Raw genomic sequence first — 15,011 nt, forward strand, 5'->3', positions numbered from 1 at the left:
ATCTGTGGTGCATACTAGGGGAAGTTTAGTGGCGTTCAAAAACCAGAAGATTCCTTGCAATTGCTGAAGCTATATTTTTATGCTATTTTTAAGTACGAAGCGATTCTAATAACCCAACGGAAATAAAACTAGATGAAATACCACCCTATCGGACAGGAGCTGTTTATCAACCACCGCCATAACTTTGTAAAACAGCTTAAGCCAGGTGCCATCGCCATCTTCCACTCCAACGATGTGATGCCGACAAACGCTGACGGCACCATGCCGTTCCGGCAGAACAGCGACCTTTTCTACCTGTCAGGCATTGACCAGGAGGAAAGCATCCTGGTGCTCTTCCCCGACAACAAGAATGAAAAGCTGCAGGAGCTGCTGTTTATACGCGAGACCAACGAGCACATCCTCACCTGGGAAGGCTATAAGCTGACGAAGGAGCAGGCCCGGGAAACATCGGGGATAGCGGCTGTGTACTGGACGCACCAGTTTGAGCAGGTGCTGCACTCGCTTATATTCGAGGCAGAGCGCGTGTACCTGAACAGCAACGAGCACCTGCGCGCCGTGGTGGAGGTAGAAACCCGCGATGCCCGCTTTATCAGGAGAATAAAAGAGCTTTACCCGCTGCACAAGTATGAGCGCAGCGCGCCCATCATGCACCAGCTGCGGGCCGTAAAGTCGGGGCGGGAGGTAGAATTGATTCAGGAGGCCTGCGACATCACCGAAAAAGCCTTCAGAAGATTACTTGGCTTTATAAAACCAGGCGTGATGGAGTATGAGATAGAGGCGGAACTGTACCATGAGTTTCTGCGCAACCGCTCCCGCGGTCCGGCCTACGCGCCTATTATCGCCTCCGGCGAAAATGCCTGCATCCTGCATTATGTAGAAAACAGCCGCGAGTGCAAAGACGGTGACCTGGTGCTGATGGATTTCGGCGCGGAGTACGCCAACTACGCAGCAGACTTAACCCGTACCGTGCCGGTAAGCGGCAAGTTTACCAAGCGCCAGCGCGAGGTGTACGACTCGGTGCTGACAGTGATGAAAGCGGCGACCCGCATGCTGGTGCCCGGCAACACGCTGGACCAGTACCACAAATTTGTGGGCACCGTGATGGAGAATGAGCTCATCAAGCTCGGGCTCCTGAACGAGAGCGACGTGCGCAACCAGGACCCGGAGCGGCCACTTTATAAAAAGTACTTTATGCACGGCACCTCGCACCACCTGGGGCTGGATGTGCATGATGTGGGCAACCGCTTTCGGCCGTTTGAGGAGGGGATGGTCTTTACCTGCGAGCCCGGCATCTACATTTGGGAGGAAGGTATCGGCATCCGGCTGGAGAACGATATCCTCATCACGCACAACGGGCCGAAAGACCTGATGGAAAACATTCCGATAGAGGCCGACGATATTGAGCGGCTAATGGGCAAATAACGGTATTTGTAAGAAAACAGCCAGAGGCGAAGGGTTGTCGGGATATTACCGGCAACCTTTTTTATTGTGCTTACACTAAATTTATTGCCCTTGCATCAAAATATTTTTCAGAGTAAAACCTTGCACGGTAGTTTCAGTTTGAAGTATAGAGCACACGGGGCCGGCGCTTTCCTGCTGCAAAGAAGTGCAATTTAGCGCCTGTCTCACAGTGCACTATGTTCAACCGAATTGCTTCTTGTGCCTATGATTCACTACTACCAATCTATAAAGAGGCGTGCCGGGGTACTAGTTGGGTGCCCCGTGATGGGTTTATTTTTTCAGGAAGAAACAAACTCGTTTTGAAACATGCACGTATTGTCATATCAACATATACTTTGTAGAAATTATGCGAACACAACTATCAAACTTTAGTAGACTCGCTTTCGCGCTCGTGTTCTTGCTTATGGCAAGCCCCGGATTATTTGCGCAAAGCTCTGATCAAAAGACAAACCTTCAAATATACGGGAGTGCCTTGCAGTATAAAGGCGATATAACAGGCGATGATGGCTTCAGTGACCTTGAGTGGGGTGGGGGCATCTCCTTGAACCGCTATTTGAGCCCATCTTTTGATGCAGGCCTGCACCTGACTTATGGTAGCACGGAAGACAAAGGCGAAGGGACTTATTCCGGTTCCTCTTTCGACGCACAAATGGGTACCGTTATGCTGGGCCTGCGCCTGAAAATGTATGGTACTATCCTGAAGGAGGATGCCTTTATCGGCCCTTACCTGCAGGTAGCAGGTGGCGGCGCCTGGGCTAAAACCGATGCCAATGCCCCTGCCGGAGGTCCTGCCGTGCATAACGACGATAAGTTCTTTACCATGGCTGGTAGAGCCGGAGCCGGTATCCGTTTCCGTTTCTCAGATGCCGTGAGCGCTTTCGTGGAGACCAACTACATGATTATGGGCCAGGATAAAATTGACGGCTACGATGTAGGGGATAACGACCAGTTCCTGATGCACAACGTGGGCCTTGGCTTTAGCCTCGGTAAGGCGAAAGACACAGACATGGACGGTGTGCCGGACAGAAGAGACGACTGCCCTGACACCCCGACCGGCGTGCAGGTGGACAAGAACGGCTGCCCTGTTGACACAGACGGTGACGGTGTGCCGGATTACCAGGATGAGTGTCCGTCAGAGGCTGGCGTAGCCAACCTGAACGGCTGCCCTGACAGAGACGGCGACGGTATTGCCGACAAGAATGACCAGTGCCCTGACGAAGCAGGTACTGCTGCTACAAACGGTTGCCCTGACGCAGACAACGACGGCGTGGCTGATGCCAACGACAACTGCCCTGATACGCCGGCCGGCGTGCAAGTGGGTGCCGACGGTTGCCCTGTAGATTCAGACGGTGACGGTGTGCCGGATAACGAAGATGCCTGCCCTAACTCTGCCGGTACTGCCGCTACAAAAGGCTGCCCTGAGCTGGATGAGGCTACTCTGAAGCTGATCGACGAGAAAGTGCGCTTCGAGTTTGACAAGGCACGTGTACAGGATGCCTACAAGCAACTGCTTGACAGCGTAATTGTGGCCCTGCAGAAATACCCTGACCACGTACTGCTGATCAAAGGCCACGCTGACTTCATCGGTAGCGAGGAGTACAACCAGGCACTGTCTGAGCGCAGAGCTGAGGCTGTGAAGGAGTACCTGATACAGCAAGGCGTACAGAACCCGGACAGACTGGTAACCAAAGGCTACGGTGAGACCCAGCCGCTGGTGAAAGTTAACGAGCGCCTGTCCAGACGCAGAACCGAGACTGCCCGTAGGATAAACCGTAGGGTAGGGTTCGAGCTCAACACGCCGGACTTGCAGCTGAATATGGAATAAAGAAGTAATAACAGACACTATGTAAAAAGCGCTGCAGGCAAATGCCTGCAGCGCTTTTTTTTATGGAAACCGCCCGCGCACAGCAGGGGGAAGGCTGGGGCAGCGCAACGCCTTCGGGGTGGCTAACGCCTGAAACCAAGAAAGGCAAGCCCAACTGGCCTGCCCTTCCTGAAAATCAACGTTCACTGCAACTTTAATCAGGTGGCAGTTGCGGCCACACTTTGCTCTTCCAGTTCAAACGCCTCTGCCAACAGCTCATAGGAGCGCAGGCGGTCTTCAAAGCTGTGCGTAATGGTTACCACAACCAGCTCCTCCACGCCATACTGTGCGGCTAAGGCTTCCAGCTGCTGTTTTACCTGCTCTTTTGTGCCACTAACCACTCGCTGGCGGTTAAAGGAGATGCGCTGCTGCTCGGCCTCGGAATACTGTTGCTTCTGCACGTCCTCATAAGGCGGCACACCGGCGCTGATCCCCTTCTCGATGCGCAGCATCAGGAGGTCCATCGTGCTTTGCAGTTCCTGCGCCTTTTCCGCTGTATCGGCGCAGAGCACAAAAACGCCCACATTGGCCGCTGGCTCTTGTAAGAAGGCAGAGGACTCAAAATGATCTTTGTAGGCCTGTACCATTTTGGGCCCGCCGACAGGGTTTATGAAATGGGCAAAGGAGAAGGCAAAGCCGAAGTGCGCGGCAAACAGGCCGCTTTGCCCGCTGCTGCTCAGCATCCACACCGGTGGAACGGAGGGAGCCACAGGTGTCGCGCGTATCTTCTCGGTGACGTCTCCGGGCTCGAAGGTGTCGTGCAGGTAATGCCCCAGGTCCTTGAGCTGCTGCATAAAAGCCGCTTCGTTGAAGTCGTTGTAAGGGTTCAGGGCGGCGGCCGTCAGCCTGTCGGTGCCCGGGGCGCGGCCGAGCCCGAGGTCTATGCGGCCGGGGTAAAGCGTTTCCAGCATCTTAAAGTTCTCCGCCACTTTCAGGGCGCTGTAGTGGGGCAGCATCACGCCGCCGGAGCCCAGGCGTATACGTTTGGTTTGCGCTGCCAGGTGGGCAATCAGCACTTCGGGCGTGGAGCCGGCCAGGGCGCGGGTGTTATGGTGCTCCGACACCCAAAAGCGGGTGTAGCCCCACTTCTCCGTCATCTGGGCCAGCGATACTGTTTCCTTTATAGCTTGTTGGGCGCTGCCATGCTTCCTGACCGGAGACTGGTCCAGCACGCTTAGGCGAAGGTTCTTTGGTGTGCTCATGGGCTAGGTTGTACTTTGTGTGTTATAACAGGGAGATGAGTCCATTGTTTTAAACTCTCCTTATACCTGTTCAGGCACGTAAAAGTGGTGCTAAAAAGTTAGGCCAGTTTTCCCGGCTGGAAAACTGGCCTAATGCACATTAAGAACTTAATCTATTATATACTTCACACTAAACTTTTTCAATTATTGGCTAGCTGGCCGGTGTATTTTTCCCAATTTTGGAAAGTGATTTACTAGCCAACCTGCGCTTTTTACCAGCTTCCGGCTGTGCAGGTGCTGCCTACTTGGTAGCGGAAACGGTTACTTTATTCAGAAAGCTGATGATCTGATCTTCATGCAGCACCTTGGCCAATTCGGCGCAATAGCGCTTGTCCAGCTCCTGCTTTCTTACCTCAACCATGGCAGCGTTCCCCATCATGGCCGTGTTAATTGTCTCTAATTCTTGCTTATACTGCGCCTGAAGGTCCAGGAGCTGCTCATACTGGTTGTCTTTCAGCTTCAACTCGCGAACCTCGCTACGCGTAACCTCCTTGTGCAACAGGGTCACCACTTTGCTCTGGTTGGTAAGTACAGGGTTGCTGGCTGCCTGTGCTACGGATATTGTTGCTGCAAAAGTGAAGATAATTAGTGTTACTGTTATAAGCCTGTTCATTGGTTTGGTTTTATATGTATATATAGTTGTATTTATACATTACCAATTGCCGTGCCAGAAACAAAAAACCGCCCTTGCATCACAAAGGGCGGTTTAGTATGATTTAGTTAAATAATTGTATTCTAAAAAATGGAATAACATAGCGTGTGTTTTCTCTTTTTGGGAAAGCTATCCTTTCTGAGCCAGAAGGTAGAGTACAGCCATGCGCACCGCCACCCCGTTCTCCACCTGGTTCAGGATAATGGAGTGGTGAGAGTCGGCGGCATCAGAGCTGAGTTCCACACCACGGTTAATAGGGCCGGGGTGCATCAGCACAATCTCCTTATTCAGGCTGTCCAGCATCTTTTTGTCTATGCCGTAGTAGAGGGTGTACTCGCGCAGCGACGGGAAGTACTTCATTTGCTGGCGCTCCAGCTGGATGCGCAACACGTTTGCCACATCGCACCAGGCCAGGGCCTTGCGCACATCCGTCTCTACCTTCACCCCGAGCTCTTTGATGTACTTTGGCAGCAGCGTGATCGGTCCGCAAACCATTACCTCGGCCCCCTGCTTCTGCAGTGCGAAGATGTTAGACAGCGCCACGCGCGAGTGCAGGATATCGCCAATGATCACCACCTTTTTGCCTGCCACTTCTCCCAGCCTTTCCCTGATGGAGAAAGAGTCGAGCAGGGCCTGGGTCGGGTGCTCGTGGGTGCCGTCGCCGGCGTTCACGATGTTGGCCGGAATGTGCTTGCTCAGGAAGTGCGGCGCGCCGGGGCTGGAGTGGCGCATCACAATCATGTCCACCTTCATGGCCAGGATGTTGTTCACGGTGTCGAGCAGGGTCTCGCCTTTTTTAACGGAGCTGCTGCTGCTGCTGAAGTTGATCACATCGGCAGAGAGCCGCTTCTCGGCCAGCTCAAACGACAGCCTGGTGCGCGTGGAGTTCTCGAAGAACACGTTGGCGATGGTGATATCGCGCAGCGAAGGCACTTTCTTGATGGGCCTGTTCAGGACATCCTTAAAATTGTCTGCTGTCTCAAAAATGAGTTGGATGTCTTGCGGGGTAATGTCTTTGATGCCTAACAGGTGCCGGACGCTGAGCTCTTGCATGGGAGAATGGTTTATTCGTCGGATTTAGTAACTAGCCAGATGGCGTCTTCGTTGGCTTGCTGCTCTTTCCACTCCACGAGCACGCGCTGGCTTTGCAGCGAGTTTACCTGGTGGCCCACATAAGTGGGCTGGATGGGCAAATGGCGCGTGTAGAGGCGGTCTACCAGCACCAGCAGCTCTACGTTGGCTGGTCGCCCAAAGGCGATCATGGCATCCAGGGCGGCGCGTACCGATCGGCCGGTGTAAAGCACATCGTCCACCAGGATCACCTTTTTGCCCTCCACCAGAAAATCTATTTTCGTGGCGTTGGCGGCAAGCGGCGTGTCTCTCCTGCGGAAATCATCGCGGTAAAAAGTGGTGTCGAGGAGGCCTGTGGGTACTTGCTTGCCCAAGATGGACGACAGCGTGCTCTGGATGCGCTGCGCTACGTACTTGCCGCGCGGTTGCAGGCCCAGGATAACAGAATCAGAAAAATCGCCGTGGTTCTCGATGAGCTGGTGGCACAGGCGCATCACCATGATTTCGAGCAGTTGCTGGTTTACGATGAGTCTTTTCTGCATAGCCGGAAGAAGTTAGATGCAAATATAGAAAGTCAGGTGAAGAAGCGAAAGTTTTGTGAGATTTAGCGTGGAGGAAGTGCTGGCGACCGGCAGCGTGTGCCTTCTTACTGTGGGGCCAGCGCGTGCAGGCGTTCCAGTTTGGCCCTGTGTTCCCTTTGCTAGCTACGGCCACCGTGCCTTTTTAAGCGACAGCTCAGGAAAGCTGGGGACTCTTCTCCACTTCGGAGCACAAAAGGAAGGGGGCCTTCTGCCCTGCCGAAGTACAGCCCAGGAAGTACGGCAGCATTTCTAACAGCTCTAAAACGAGATCTTGTTTACATAAAAGACCTCCCTGCTGTTGCCGCTCTTCGACTTGATGCGCTGGAAGCCAAAGGCCGCCATGTTGTTGCCGTACCACCTGATAATGCCGGGCTGATCAGTGTCCTGTATTTTGTCGTCTTCGGTGTAGGTCAGCAGTGTCAGTTCCGTTTCCTGGTCATTGTAGCGGTCCTCATCCATCAGGTGGAAAATGATTTTGTCGTCCTCAGGGTAGGCCATCACCACGCGCCCGTCAGGCAGGTACTGCACCTCTACGGTGTGCGTCAGCTCATAGCTTGTCACGCCAACTAGCGGGAAGGTGTTATCCCAGAGCAGCACCCCGTTCCTGTCGAAGCCCAGCACCACGGCGTGTGTGCGCTTGTACCCCTCCTCCTGCCGGCCAATGGTGATGGTGCGGCCTGCGCCGATGTTCCGGGAGTTGCTGCTGTACTGGGGGTAATAGGCTTCGGCGGCAAGCACGTAGCCCGTCGGGGTTACGATGAGGTCGTGAAGCAGGAGGCGGTAGTGGTAGCTGGGGCTGCGGCCTGTTTTAAGGCGACTTGCCTCGCGCCGGCGGGTACGCTCCTCGCGGCGCGGCTTCATGTACTTTAGGAAGTTCTTAAGCTGCAGCATGTTGTAAAACTCCGCGTTGGCCACAATGTTGGCGGCAAGGGGGGCTGTAAAGAAGCCCTGGTTATAGCGCAGGTCGCGTGTGCCGTAGGTGCCGATGAGCATCTTTCGGGTGCTGTCGCCGGGGGTTATCTCAGCGTTGAGCAGGCTCTTGTCTTCCTTCTGAAGTATAAAGTAGTTCTTTAGCAGCTTGCCGTCCGGGGCGAAGCTCTTCACCTGCAGCCTGGAGACACGGCCGTTGGACTCCGTGATGACGGCGTCTACCCGGTTTTGCGCCGGGTCAGCTAGCAGGTCTGAGAAAGTGGACTCGTCGCCGTAGACGGAGGGAAGGAGCTGGATGTTACCGGTAGCGGGGTTCAGGTGCAGCAGCAGTGGCTTCTGGGTCTTTCTGTTCTGCCCGATGATAAAGTAGTTCCCCTGCAGCACCTGGTACTCGTAAACGCCTTCAATGGGGTCAATTTCAAACTTCTTGTGCCAGATGCTGCCGTTTTTGTCGTGCAGGCGCACAAAGGTGTAGTCCTGCAGGTCGTTGGCGTCGAAGACCAGGTAGGTGTAAGGCTGCTCGCTGTAGTAGCGGAGAAAGTTGCTGTCCGGGGCCAGGGAGGCGGTGTCAGACCATACTTCCTCTAGCTGGCTGTTGTACTTGGTAAAGCGGAAGGTGGCTCTCGTACCCCAGGCGTTGCTGGTTTTCTGGTACACCAGCAAGCTGCTGTCCGGCAGGGCAATAACCTCCGCCTCTGTCTCTATCGGATCGAAGGGCAGTTCCAGGCGGACAGGCTGGGAAGGCTCCTGGGCCAGCAGCGGCACCAGCACGAGCGAAAGCAGCAGGGTGAGCAGGTATCGGGCGTACGGCATAAGGCTATAGGGTGTTCGTGCTATCCTGTGGCGGAATAATAATAAAAATAGCAGCTAAAGCATTTTACTGCAATTAGCTGCTATTCGTTGTTGGCGAGGCGAAATTTATCGCTTAGTTGCCCAAAGCCAGCAGAATGTCAAACTCCTCTGGCTTTAGCGGCATCACAGAAAGGCGCGACTGGCGCAGCAGCGCGATGTTCTGCAGGCGCTCATCCTGCTTTATCTGCTCCAGCGTTACAGGCTCCTTAAAATCACGGAAGGGCACCAGGTCTACCACCACCCACTTGCCCTGCTCTTCGGCGGTAGGGTCTGGGTAAGCGGCTTTGTCAACCTTGGCGATGCCCACGATGGCCTTCTCGGATACGCTGTGGTAGAACAGCACCAGGTCGCCGGGCTGCATTTGCTGCATGTTGTTGCGGGCCTGATAGTTCCGGACGCCGTCCCACATGGTGCGGCCTTCTTTTACTAGTCTTGCCCAGGAATATGCTTCAGGTTCTGATTTTACTAACCAGTGTTGCATGTGTCAGGAAAATTATAGGTGTGGTTATGGTTGGATGTTCGTTTTTTGTACCGGTGCTTTTCTTCTCTGCTGCCGGTACATCAGCACTTCGTTAAAGACGACAGTGCCCAGCACGCCGAGCACCAGGCCGCCCCAGAAGGTGCTAAGTAAACCCAGGAGGACTAAGAGAACTAACAGGGCATGGAGGGCGACCCTGATCAGCATTCTGTTGTTGGGCGGAAGGCTCTCGTACGACCTTATCAGCGGGTAGAACCGCACACTGCCCCTTATCTCGCTGCGCCGCCTGAAGAACATGCGTACCTCCAGGGCAAACTGCACCAGCAGCACGCCCAGCACTGCCCCGCCGAAGAAACTGATGAACAGGTCCGTTACGGCGAGCACCATGAACATGATGAGCAGCAGCATGGCAGCCATGGTACGATTGGTCTTCGATAGCTTCTCGTAGTTCAGCATCTCCTTTTCTTATACTGTTAAGGTGCGGGCGGTGTTCAGAATACTACTCCACCCGTCTTACTTTCAGCAAATCCTCATCAAGCGAAACAATCTGTAGCTGATACTCCAGCGGCGGGTTGCTGCCGGGTGCCATGCGGATCAGGAACAGGCCGTCTTCCAGGTGTTCCCACTGCCCCTGTTCCTCGGTCAGCCCGTCGGTGGGGGCAATCTCGTAGCGCTTGATCACCCCGCCTGGCTCCAGGGTAAACCCGGTGCGCCCGCGCGAGGGGGGGAAATCGAAGGAGTTTGGCCGGTACGCCCAGACGCCATCCTCGTCCTCTTCAAAAGAGTGCAGCCACGTTTTGCCCACCAGCTCTGCGGCCTTTTTGTCACTTTTTTTACATGTTACGGCCATAAACAGCAGGCACAGCAGACAGAGCAAAGATGCGTATTTCATACCGGTTAAAAGTAGTTTACATGCTAAGGTAAGCAATTATGCTTATACATAGAAGTATTGCAATGTAACTGTCGCCATGTTGGATGATGCAGGGGGTGGTATAGGATTTTACAGAGTGCATGCGAAAGCAGCTAAACAGCCGCCGGGGAGCCGCCAAGGTTCGGGGGCTTTTCCTATCTTTGTAAAACACAGACAAGACATAGGCTTTGGAAAATAAGAAGATCATAAAACAGTTTAAGCTGGCAGCCGAGCTGATGGAGCTGCACGACGAGAACCCGTTCAAAATCCGCTCTTACACCAACGCAGTGGGGGCGCTGGAGCTGGTGGAGGAGCCGCTGGAGCAGATGGCGCAGGCGCAGCTGGAGAGCATCCAGGGCGTGGGCAAGGGCATCGCGGCTAAAATTGTGGAGATAAACCAGAACGGCTCTTTTGCCGAGCTGGACCAGATGCTGGAGGTTACTCCTAATGGTGTGGTGGAAATGCTGCGCATCAAAGGCATCGGGCCTAAAAAAGTACGCAACCTCTGGAAAGAGCTCGGCGCCGAAACGGTGGAGGAGTTGCTGGAGGCATGCGAGCAGGACAGGGTGAGCAAGCTGAAGGGCTTTGGTGCCAAAACGCAGGAGAACATAAAACAGGCGCTGCTCTTCACCCAGCAAAACCGCGGCAAACTACTCTACGCTGAGGCCGAAGCGATGGCAGAGGAGCTGCTGCAACGTATAAAAGCAGTGCTGCCGGAGGCACAGGTGGAGCTGGTTGGGGAAGTGCGTCGCCGGATGGAGATTGTGACAGCCCTCCAGTTTGTGCTTGGCTCCGGGGCTCCGGTGCAGGCGCACCAGGCGCTACAAAGTATGCCGGAGCTGGAGGAGGATGAGAAGAACTCCGGCCCGTTTGCCTGGCGCGGCTCCCACGTAAACAGCGGCTTGCCTGTGGAGGTGAAGCTGGTGCCAGCCGAGCGTTTTGCTAACGAGGTGCTGCTGCACTCTGCCGCTCCCGCGCACCTGGCGCAGCCTTTTACGAGCAGCACCAACCTGCTGACCGTTGTGCGCGAGCAGAACTATGCTTCCGAGGCAGACATTTACAAATCGGCGGGGATGGCCTACATTGCGCCCGAACTGCGCGAGGGTACCAACGAGCTGCAGCTGGCCCTGGAGAATAAACTGCCGACCCTGCTGGAGGTCAGTGACCTGAAGGGCAGCCTGCACAACCACAGCACTTACTCAGACGGGGCCCATACTTTAGAACAAATGGCGACCTTCCTGCGCGACGAAGGCTATACTTACCTCGGCATTTCCGACCATAGCAAAACAGCGTCTTACGCTGGAGGTTTGCGCGAGGGCGATGTGCTGCGCCAGCATAAGGAGATCGACGAATTGAACAAGAAGCTGGCCCCGTTCAAGATCTTTAAAGGCATTGAGTCGGATATTCTGGGCGACGGCTCGCTGGACTATGAGGAGGATATCCTGAAAACGTTCGACTTTATAGTGGCCAGTATCCACAGCAGCCTGAACATGGATGAGCAGAAAGCCACAACGCGCCTCATCACGGCTATCGAGAACCCGTACACCACCATGCTCGGCCACCCGACAGGTCGCCTGCTGCTGCGCCGCGAAGGCTACCCGATCAACCACAAAATGGTGATCGACGCCTGTGCCGCCAACAACGTCATCATCGAGATCAACTCCAACCCGTGGCGCCTGGACCTGGACTGGCGCTATGTGCAGTATGCGCTGGAGAAAGGCGTGATGCTAAGTATAAACCCCGACGCCCACCACACCAACGGCTATGCCGACATGAAGTATGGCGTGCTGGTAGGCAGAAAAGGCGGCCTGACCAAGGCGATGACCTTCAATACTAAATCTGCGGAGGAAGTAGAGAAGTACTTCAGAGAGCGCAAGGAGAGGATCAAGTAGAAAGCAACGTATAAAAGGGCGGTGCAAGCGTCCGCTTGTGCCGCCCTTTCTTTTCTGCCACTTTAACGGTAAAATAGCAGCACAAGCGGACGCTTGCGCTAGTATAAGCCAGTAAAGCCGAGCCAAAGTATAACATGCCAAAAATTCTCATACTCCGTTTTTCATCCATTGGTGATATCGTGCTGACGACGCCGGTTATCCGCTGCATCAAGCAACAGGTGCCGGGGGCGGAGGTGCACTACGTTACCAAAAAAGCTTTCCAAAGTATACTTGCCAACAACCCGCACGTGGACGAGGTGCATGTGCTGGGCGATAGCCTGCGGGAGTTGATACGGGAGCTGAAAGCCGAGAACTTCGACTACGTGGTAGACCTGCACAACAACCTGCGCACACGCATTATTAAGGCAAGGCTGGGCAAGCCGAGCCGCAGCTTCGATAAGCTGAACTATGAGAAGTGGCTGATGGTGAACTTTAAGCGCAACCGCCTGCCTGATGTGCATATTGTACAGCGCTACTTAGCAGCCGCCGCAGCCCTGGGTGTAAAAGACGATGGGCAGGGGCTGGATTACTTTATACCTGCCCCAGATGAGGTGGATGTGCAGATGTTGCCGGAGGACTTTCAGAACGGCTACGTGGCCTTTGCCATCGGGGCGCAGCACTATACCAAACGCCTGCCCACCGAGCGCATCATTGAGCTTTGCGGGCGCCTGCAGCAACCGATTATACTTTTGGGAGGCAAAGAGGACGCCGCCACGGGAGAAGAGATTGCCGCGCACTTTGAACCCGGGGCCACGAATAAAGGGCAGCCAGTGCCTATCTTTAATGCCTGCGGTAAGTATAACCTGAATGGCTCAGCCTCGTTAGTGCGGCAGGCAAGGCAGGTGGTGAGCCACGACACCGGCTTGATGCACATTGCGGCTGCTTTCCAAAAGGAGATCATCAGCGTGTGGGGGAATACCATTCCGGAGTTCGGCATGTATCCCTTCCGGACCAGGTACCAGGTGTTGGAGGTGCACGGCCTCAGTTGCCGCCCATGCTCGAAGATAGGCTACAAGAAATGCCCGAAAGGGCACTTTAAGTGCATGCGCGATATACCATTTGATAACTTAGAAATAGCAGATGCCCAAGTATAACTTAGATTGGAAGACAACAGATGCACAACTCCTGGAAGCGCTACTCTTATCCACAGGCGGAGAAGGCGGCGCGCCGCTGCAGGAAGTGCTCTTGATGGCCGACGCCGTTGACGGAACAGTGCTGACGCATCAGGAAGTGGAGCAGGGGCTGGAGAAATTAATGTCTGTCGGTTATGTGGCTATCCAGAAGAACAAGCTGCTGCTAACGCCGGCCTTCCTGCGGGACTATGAAGATGTAGAGGGGGCAGAGGAGGAGCAGCCAGCGCTGCTGCGGCTGTTGCAGCAGCAAACCTTAAAGGCGGAGAACCTCGACGAGCCCAAGATTCTGATCAAGAAGTATAAGCTTAAAAACCAGTACGAGGCCTACCTGGAGCAGTTTGGCGGGTAAAGCCTGGGCAGCTGAACAGGAAGTGCGAAAGCTGCCTATGAGCCTGAGATGTTACAAGCTGCCGCTGGTAGCTCCTGCTGCCCCTTTACAGGTATAGTTTTGCCGCTGCCAGGCTGTGCCATGGGAAGGCCCCTCTAAAAGCAAAAGCCGCTGACTGGTGCAGCGGCTTTTGCTTTTAGAGGGGCCTCAGCCTTTAAACCGTTTACCCGGCACAGGCACCGGCTTGTGCAGAGGGGTTGTGCCAGGCTGTTCTAACCTAAGATATCTTCTCGAACCCTAAGTATGGGTGCAGCACCTTTGGCATGTTAATGCCGTCTGGCGTTTGGTTGTTCTCCAGGATGGCGGCTACAATGCGCGGCAGGGCCAGGGCACTGCCGTTCAGCGTGTGCAGCAGCTGCGTTTTACCGGACTCGTTCTTGTAGCGGAGCTTCAGGCGGTTGGCCTGGTACGTTTCAAAGTTAGAGGCAGAGCTTACCTCCAGCCAGCGGCCCTGGGCGGCAGAGTACACCTCCATGTCATAGGTGAGGGCAGAGGTGAAGCCCATGTCGCCGCCGCAAAGGCGCAGCACGCGGTAAGGCAGCTCCAGTTTCTGCAGCAGGCCCTGTATGTAGCTGCTCATGTCCTCCAGCGCCTCGTAAGACTTCTCCGGAAGCGTTACCTGCACAATCTCCACTTTGTCGAACTGGTGCAAACGGTTCAGGCCGCGCACATCGGCACCCCACGATCCGGCCTCGCGGCGGAAGCAAGGCGTGTGGCCGGTGTTTTTGATCGGCAGCTGCTCCACCGGAACGATCTCATCGCGGTACATGTTCGTGATAGGAACCTCCGCTGTCGGGATCAGGTACAGGTTGTCTGCCGTGGCATGGTACATCTGGCCGTCTTTATCCGGCAACTGGCCGGTGCCGTAGCCGGAGGCCTCGTTTACCATAATCGGCGGCTGCACCTCCACATAGCCGGCTTTCATGGCTTCGTCGAGGAAGAAGTTGATAAGCGCACGCTGCAAACGGGCTCCCTGTTTCTTGTAAAACGGAAAGCCTGCGCCCGTTACTTTGTTCCCCAACTCAAAGTCGATAATATCGTACTTCTGAATAAGCTCCCAGTGTGGCTGAGCGCCTTGGTGCAAGGTGGGGATTTGCCCGTGCTCGAGCACTACCTCGTTGTCTTCGGCGCTTTTGCCAAAGGGCACGCTCTCGTGCGGCAGGTTAGGGAGTTTGTACAGGGCTTTCTGAATCTCCTCTTCTACCGAGGAGAGTTGTTCGGCTAAGGCTTTGGTCTGTTGCTTGAGTTCGGAGGTCTCGGCTTTGGCGGCCTCGGCTTTTTCGCGCTCCCCGTTCTTCATCAGCATACCAATTTCTTTGGATATGGAGTTGGCACGGCTCTGGAGGGAGTCATGCTCGTTCTGGATCTGACGTCGCTGCTGGTCGAGCTCCAGCAGAGCGGCTACTTCAGCGGCCGCGTTTTTGTAGTTTTTCTTGTTCAAACCGGCAACAACCTGCTCGGTCTGCTCTCTTAAAACTGTTAGCTGTAGCATAGTTAGTGTTATGTATAAGCACAAAAA

Annotated in this window: 14 protein-coding genes; 5 read left to right on the top strand and 9 right to left on the bottom strand. The window is 54.7% G+C overall.

The features are described 5' to 3' along the window. Positions 1-132: 132 nt before the first annotated feature. The gene (locus tag CA264_RS20495) at positions 133-1,422 is read left to right on the top strand and encodes an aminopeptidase P N-terminal domain-containing protein (protein ID WP_025609280.1); all 1,290 of its coding nucleotides are present in this window, start codon (positions 133-135) and stop codon (positions 1,420-1,422) included. Positions 1,423-1,864: 442 nt separating this feature from the next. Continuing rightward, entirely contained in the window at positions 1,865-3,286 is a 1,422-nt protein-coding gene (locus tag CA264_RS20500) for an OmpA family protein (RefSeq protein WP_071784635.1), read from the top strand. A 197-nt stretch (positions 3,287-3,483) separates the two neighbouring features. Here the strand turns inward: CA264_RS20500 and CA264_RS20505 are convergent, their stop codons facing one another. The 8 genes from CA264_RS20505 to CA264_RS20540 all read right to left on the bottom strand — a co-directional run bounded on the left by CA264_RS20505 (position 3,484) and on the right by CA264_RS20540 (position 10,022). Next, entirely contained in the window at positions 3,484-4,527 is a 1,044-nt protein-coding gene (locus CA264_RS20505; RefSeq protein ID WP_025609283.1) for an LLM class flavin-dependent oxidoreductase, read from the bottom strand. Between the two features lie 280 nt (positions 4,528-4,807). Then, positions 4,808-5,179: a hypothetical protein gene (locus CA264_RS20510; RefSeq protein WP_025609284.1), complete on the bottom strand. Its 372-nt coding sequence runs from the start codon at positions 5,177-5,179 to the stop codon at positions 4,808-4,810. A 168-nt stretch (positions 5,180-5,347) separates the two neighbouring features. Then, positions 5,348-6,271 carry an aspartate carbamoyltransferase catalytic subunit gene (locus tag CA264_RS20515; protein WP_025609285.1) on the bottom strand — a complete coding sequence of 308 codons (924 nt, stop codon included), beginning with the start codon at positions 6,269-6,271 and terminating at the stop codon, positions 5,348-5,350. An 11-nt stretch (positions 6,272-6,282) separates the two neighbouring features. Beyond that, entirely contained in the window at positions 6,283-6,831 is a 549-nt protein-coding gene (pyrR, locus tag CA264_RS20520; protein ID WP_025609286.1) for a bifunctional pyr operon transcriptional regulator/uracil phosphoribosyltransferase PyrR, read from the bottom strand. Positions 6,832-7,128: 297 nt separating this feature from the next. After that, positions 7,129-8,613, bottom strand: a complete 1,485-nt coding sequence (locus CA264_RS20525; protein ID WP_025609287.1) for a hypothetical protein — start codon at positions 8,611-8,613, stop codon at positions 7,129-7,131. A 112-nt stretch (positions 8,614-8,725) separates the two neighbouring features. Next, positions 8,726-9,133 carry an EVE domain-containing protein gene (locus CA264_RS20530; RefSeq protein WP_025609289.1) on the bottom strand — a complete coding sequence of 136 codons (408 nt, stop codon included), beginning with the start codon at positions 9,131-9,133 and terminating at the stop codon, positions 8,726-8,728. Positions 9,134-9,157: 24 nt separating this feature from the next. After that, positions 9,158-9,586, bottom strand: a complete 429-nt coding sequence (locus tag CA264_RS20535; RefSeq protein WP_025609290.1) for a hypothetical protein — start codon at positions 9,584-9,586, stop codon at positions 9,158-9,160. Positions 9,587-9,629: 43 nt separating this feature from the next. Beyond that, positions 9,630-10,022, bottom strand: coding sequence for a hypothetical protein (locus CA264_RS20540; protein WP_025609291.1), 393 nt, complete (start codon positions 10,020-10,022; stop codon positions 9,630-9,632). Between the two features lie 206 nt (positions 10,023-10,228). Between CA264_RS20540 and CA264_RS20545 the strand changes: the two genes are divergently transcribed. The 3 genes from CA264_RS20545 (at position 10,229) to CA264_RS20555 (ending at position 13,453) form a co-directional block, all read left to right on the top strand. After that, positions 10,229-11,932, top strand: coding sequence for a helix-hairpin-helix domain-containing protein (locus CA264_RS20545; protein WP_025609292.1), 1,704 nt, complete (start codon positions 10,229-10,231; stop codon positions 11,930-11,932). Positions 11,933-12,066: 134 nt separating this feature from the next. Beyond that, positions 12,067-13,065 (top strand): glycosyltransferase family 9 protein, encoded by a 999-nt coding sequence (locus tag CA264_RS20550; protein ID WP_025609294.1) that lies wholly within the window; start codon positions 12,067-12,069, stop codon positions 13,063-13,065. Then, the gene (locus CA264_RS20555; RefSeq protein ID WP_025609295.1) at positions 13,052-13,453 is read left to right on the top strand and encodes a hypothetical protein; all 402 of its coding nucleotides are present in this window, start codon (positions 13,052-13,054) and stop codon (positions 13,451-13,453) included. The genes CA264_RS20550 and CA264_RS20555 overlap by 14 nt, the downstream gene beginning before the upstream one ends. 256 nt (positions 13,454-13,709) lie before the next feature. Here CA264_RS20555 and serS read toward each other — a convergent pair whose 3' ends face one another. Then, positions 13,710-14,984 carry a serine--tRNA ligase gene (gene serS / locus CA264_RS20560; RefSeq protein ID WP_025609296.1) on the bottom strand — a complete coding sequence of 425 codons (1,275 nt, stop codon included), beginning with the start codon at positions 14,982-14,984 and terminating at the stop codon, positions 13,710-13,712. Between the last annotated feature and the right edge of the window lie 27 nt (positions 14,985-15,011).

Origin of the sequence: Pontibacter actiniarum, assembly GCF_003585765.1 — a bacterium.
GTDB lineage: Bacteria > Bacteroidota > Bacteroidia > Cytophagales > Hymenobacteraceae > Pontibacter > Pontibacter actiniarum.

Coding starts and splice junctions, on each gene's coding strand:
- CA264_RS20505 (WP_025609283.1), bottom strand. CDS start 4,527: ATGAGCACACCAAAGAACCTTCGCCTAAGCGTGCTGGACCAGTCTCCG.
- CA264_RS20525 (WP_025609287.1), bottom strand. CDS start 8,613: ATGCCGTACGCCCGATACCTGCTCACCCTGCTGCTTTCGCTCGTGCTG.
- CA264_RS20495 (WP_025609280.1), top strand. CDS start 133: ATGAAATACCACCCTATCGGACAGGAGCTGTTTATCAACCACCGCCAT.
- CA264_RS20515 (WP_025609285.1), bottom strand. CDS start 6,271: ATGCAAGAGCTCAGCGTCCGGCACCTGTTAGGCATCAAAGACATTACC.
- CA264_RS20510 (WP_025609284.1), bottom strand. CDS start 5,179: ATGAACAGGCTTATAACAGTAACACTAATTATCTTCACTTTTGCAGCA.
- pyrR (WP_025609286.1), bottom strand. CDS start 6,831: ATGCAGAAAAGACTCATCGTAAACCAGCAACTGCTCGAAATCATGGTG.
- CA264_RS20535 (WP_025609290.1), bottom strand. CDS start 9,586: ATGCTGAACTACGAGAAGCTATCGAAGACCAATCGTACCATGGCTGCC.
- CA264_RS20540 (WP_025609291.1), bottom strand. CDS start 10,022: ATGAAATACGCATCTTTGCTCTGTCTGCTGTGCCTGCTGTTTATGGCC.
- serS (WP_025609296.1), bottom strand. CDS start 14,984: ATGCTACAGCTAACAGTTTTAAGAGAGCAGACCGAGCAGGTTGTTGCC.
- CA264_RS20550 (WP_025609294.1), top strand. CDS start 12,067: ATGCCAAAAATTCTCATACTCCGTTTTTCATCCATTGGTGATATCGTG.
- CA264_RS20530 (WP_025609289.1), bottom strand. CDS start 9,133: ATGCAACACTGGTTAGTAAAATCAGAACCTGAAGCATATTCCTGGGCA.
- CA264_RS20555 (WP_025609295.1), top strand. CDS start 13,052: ATGCCCAAGTATAACTTAGATTGGAAGACAACAGATGCACAACTCCTG.
- CA264_RS20500 (WP_071784635.1), top strand. CDS start 1,865: ATGGCAAGCCCCGGATTATTTGCGCAAAGCTCTGATCAAAAGACAAAC.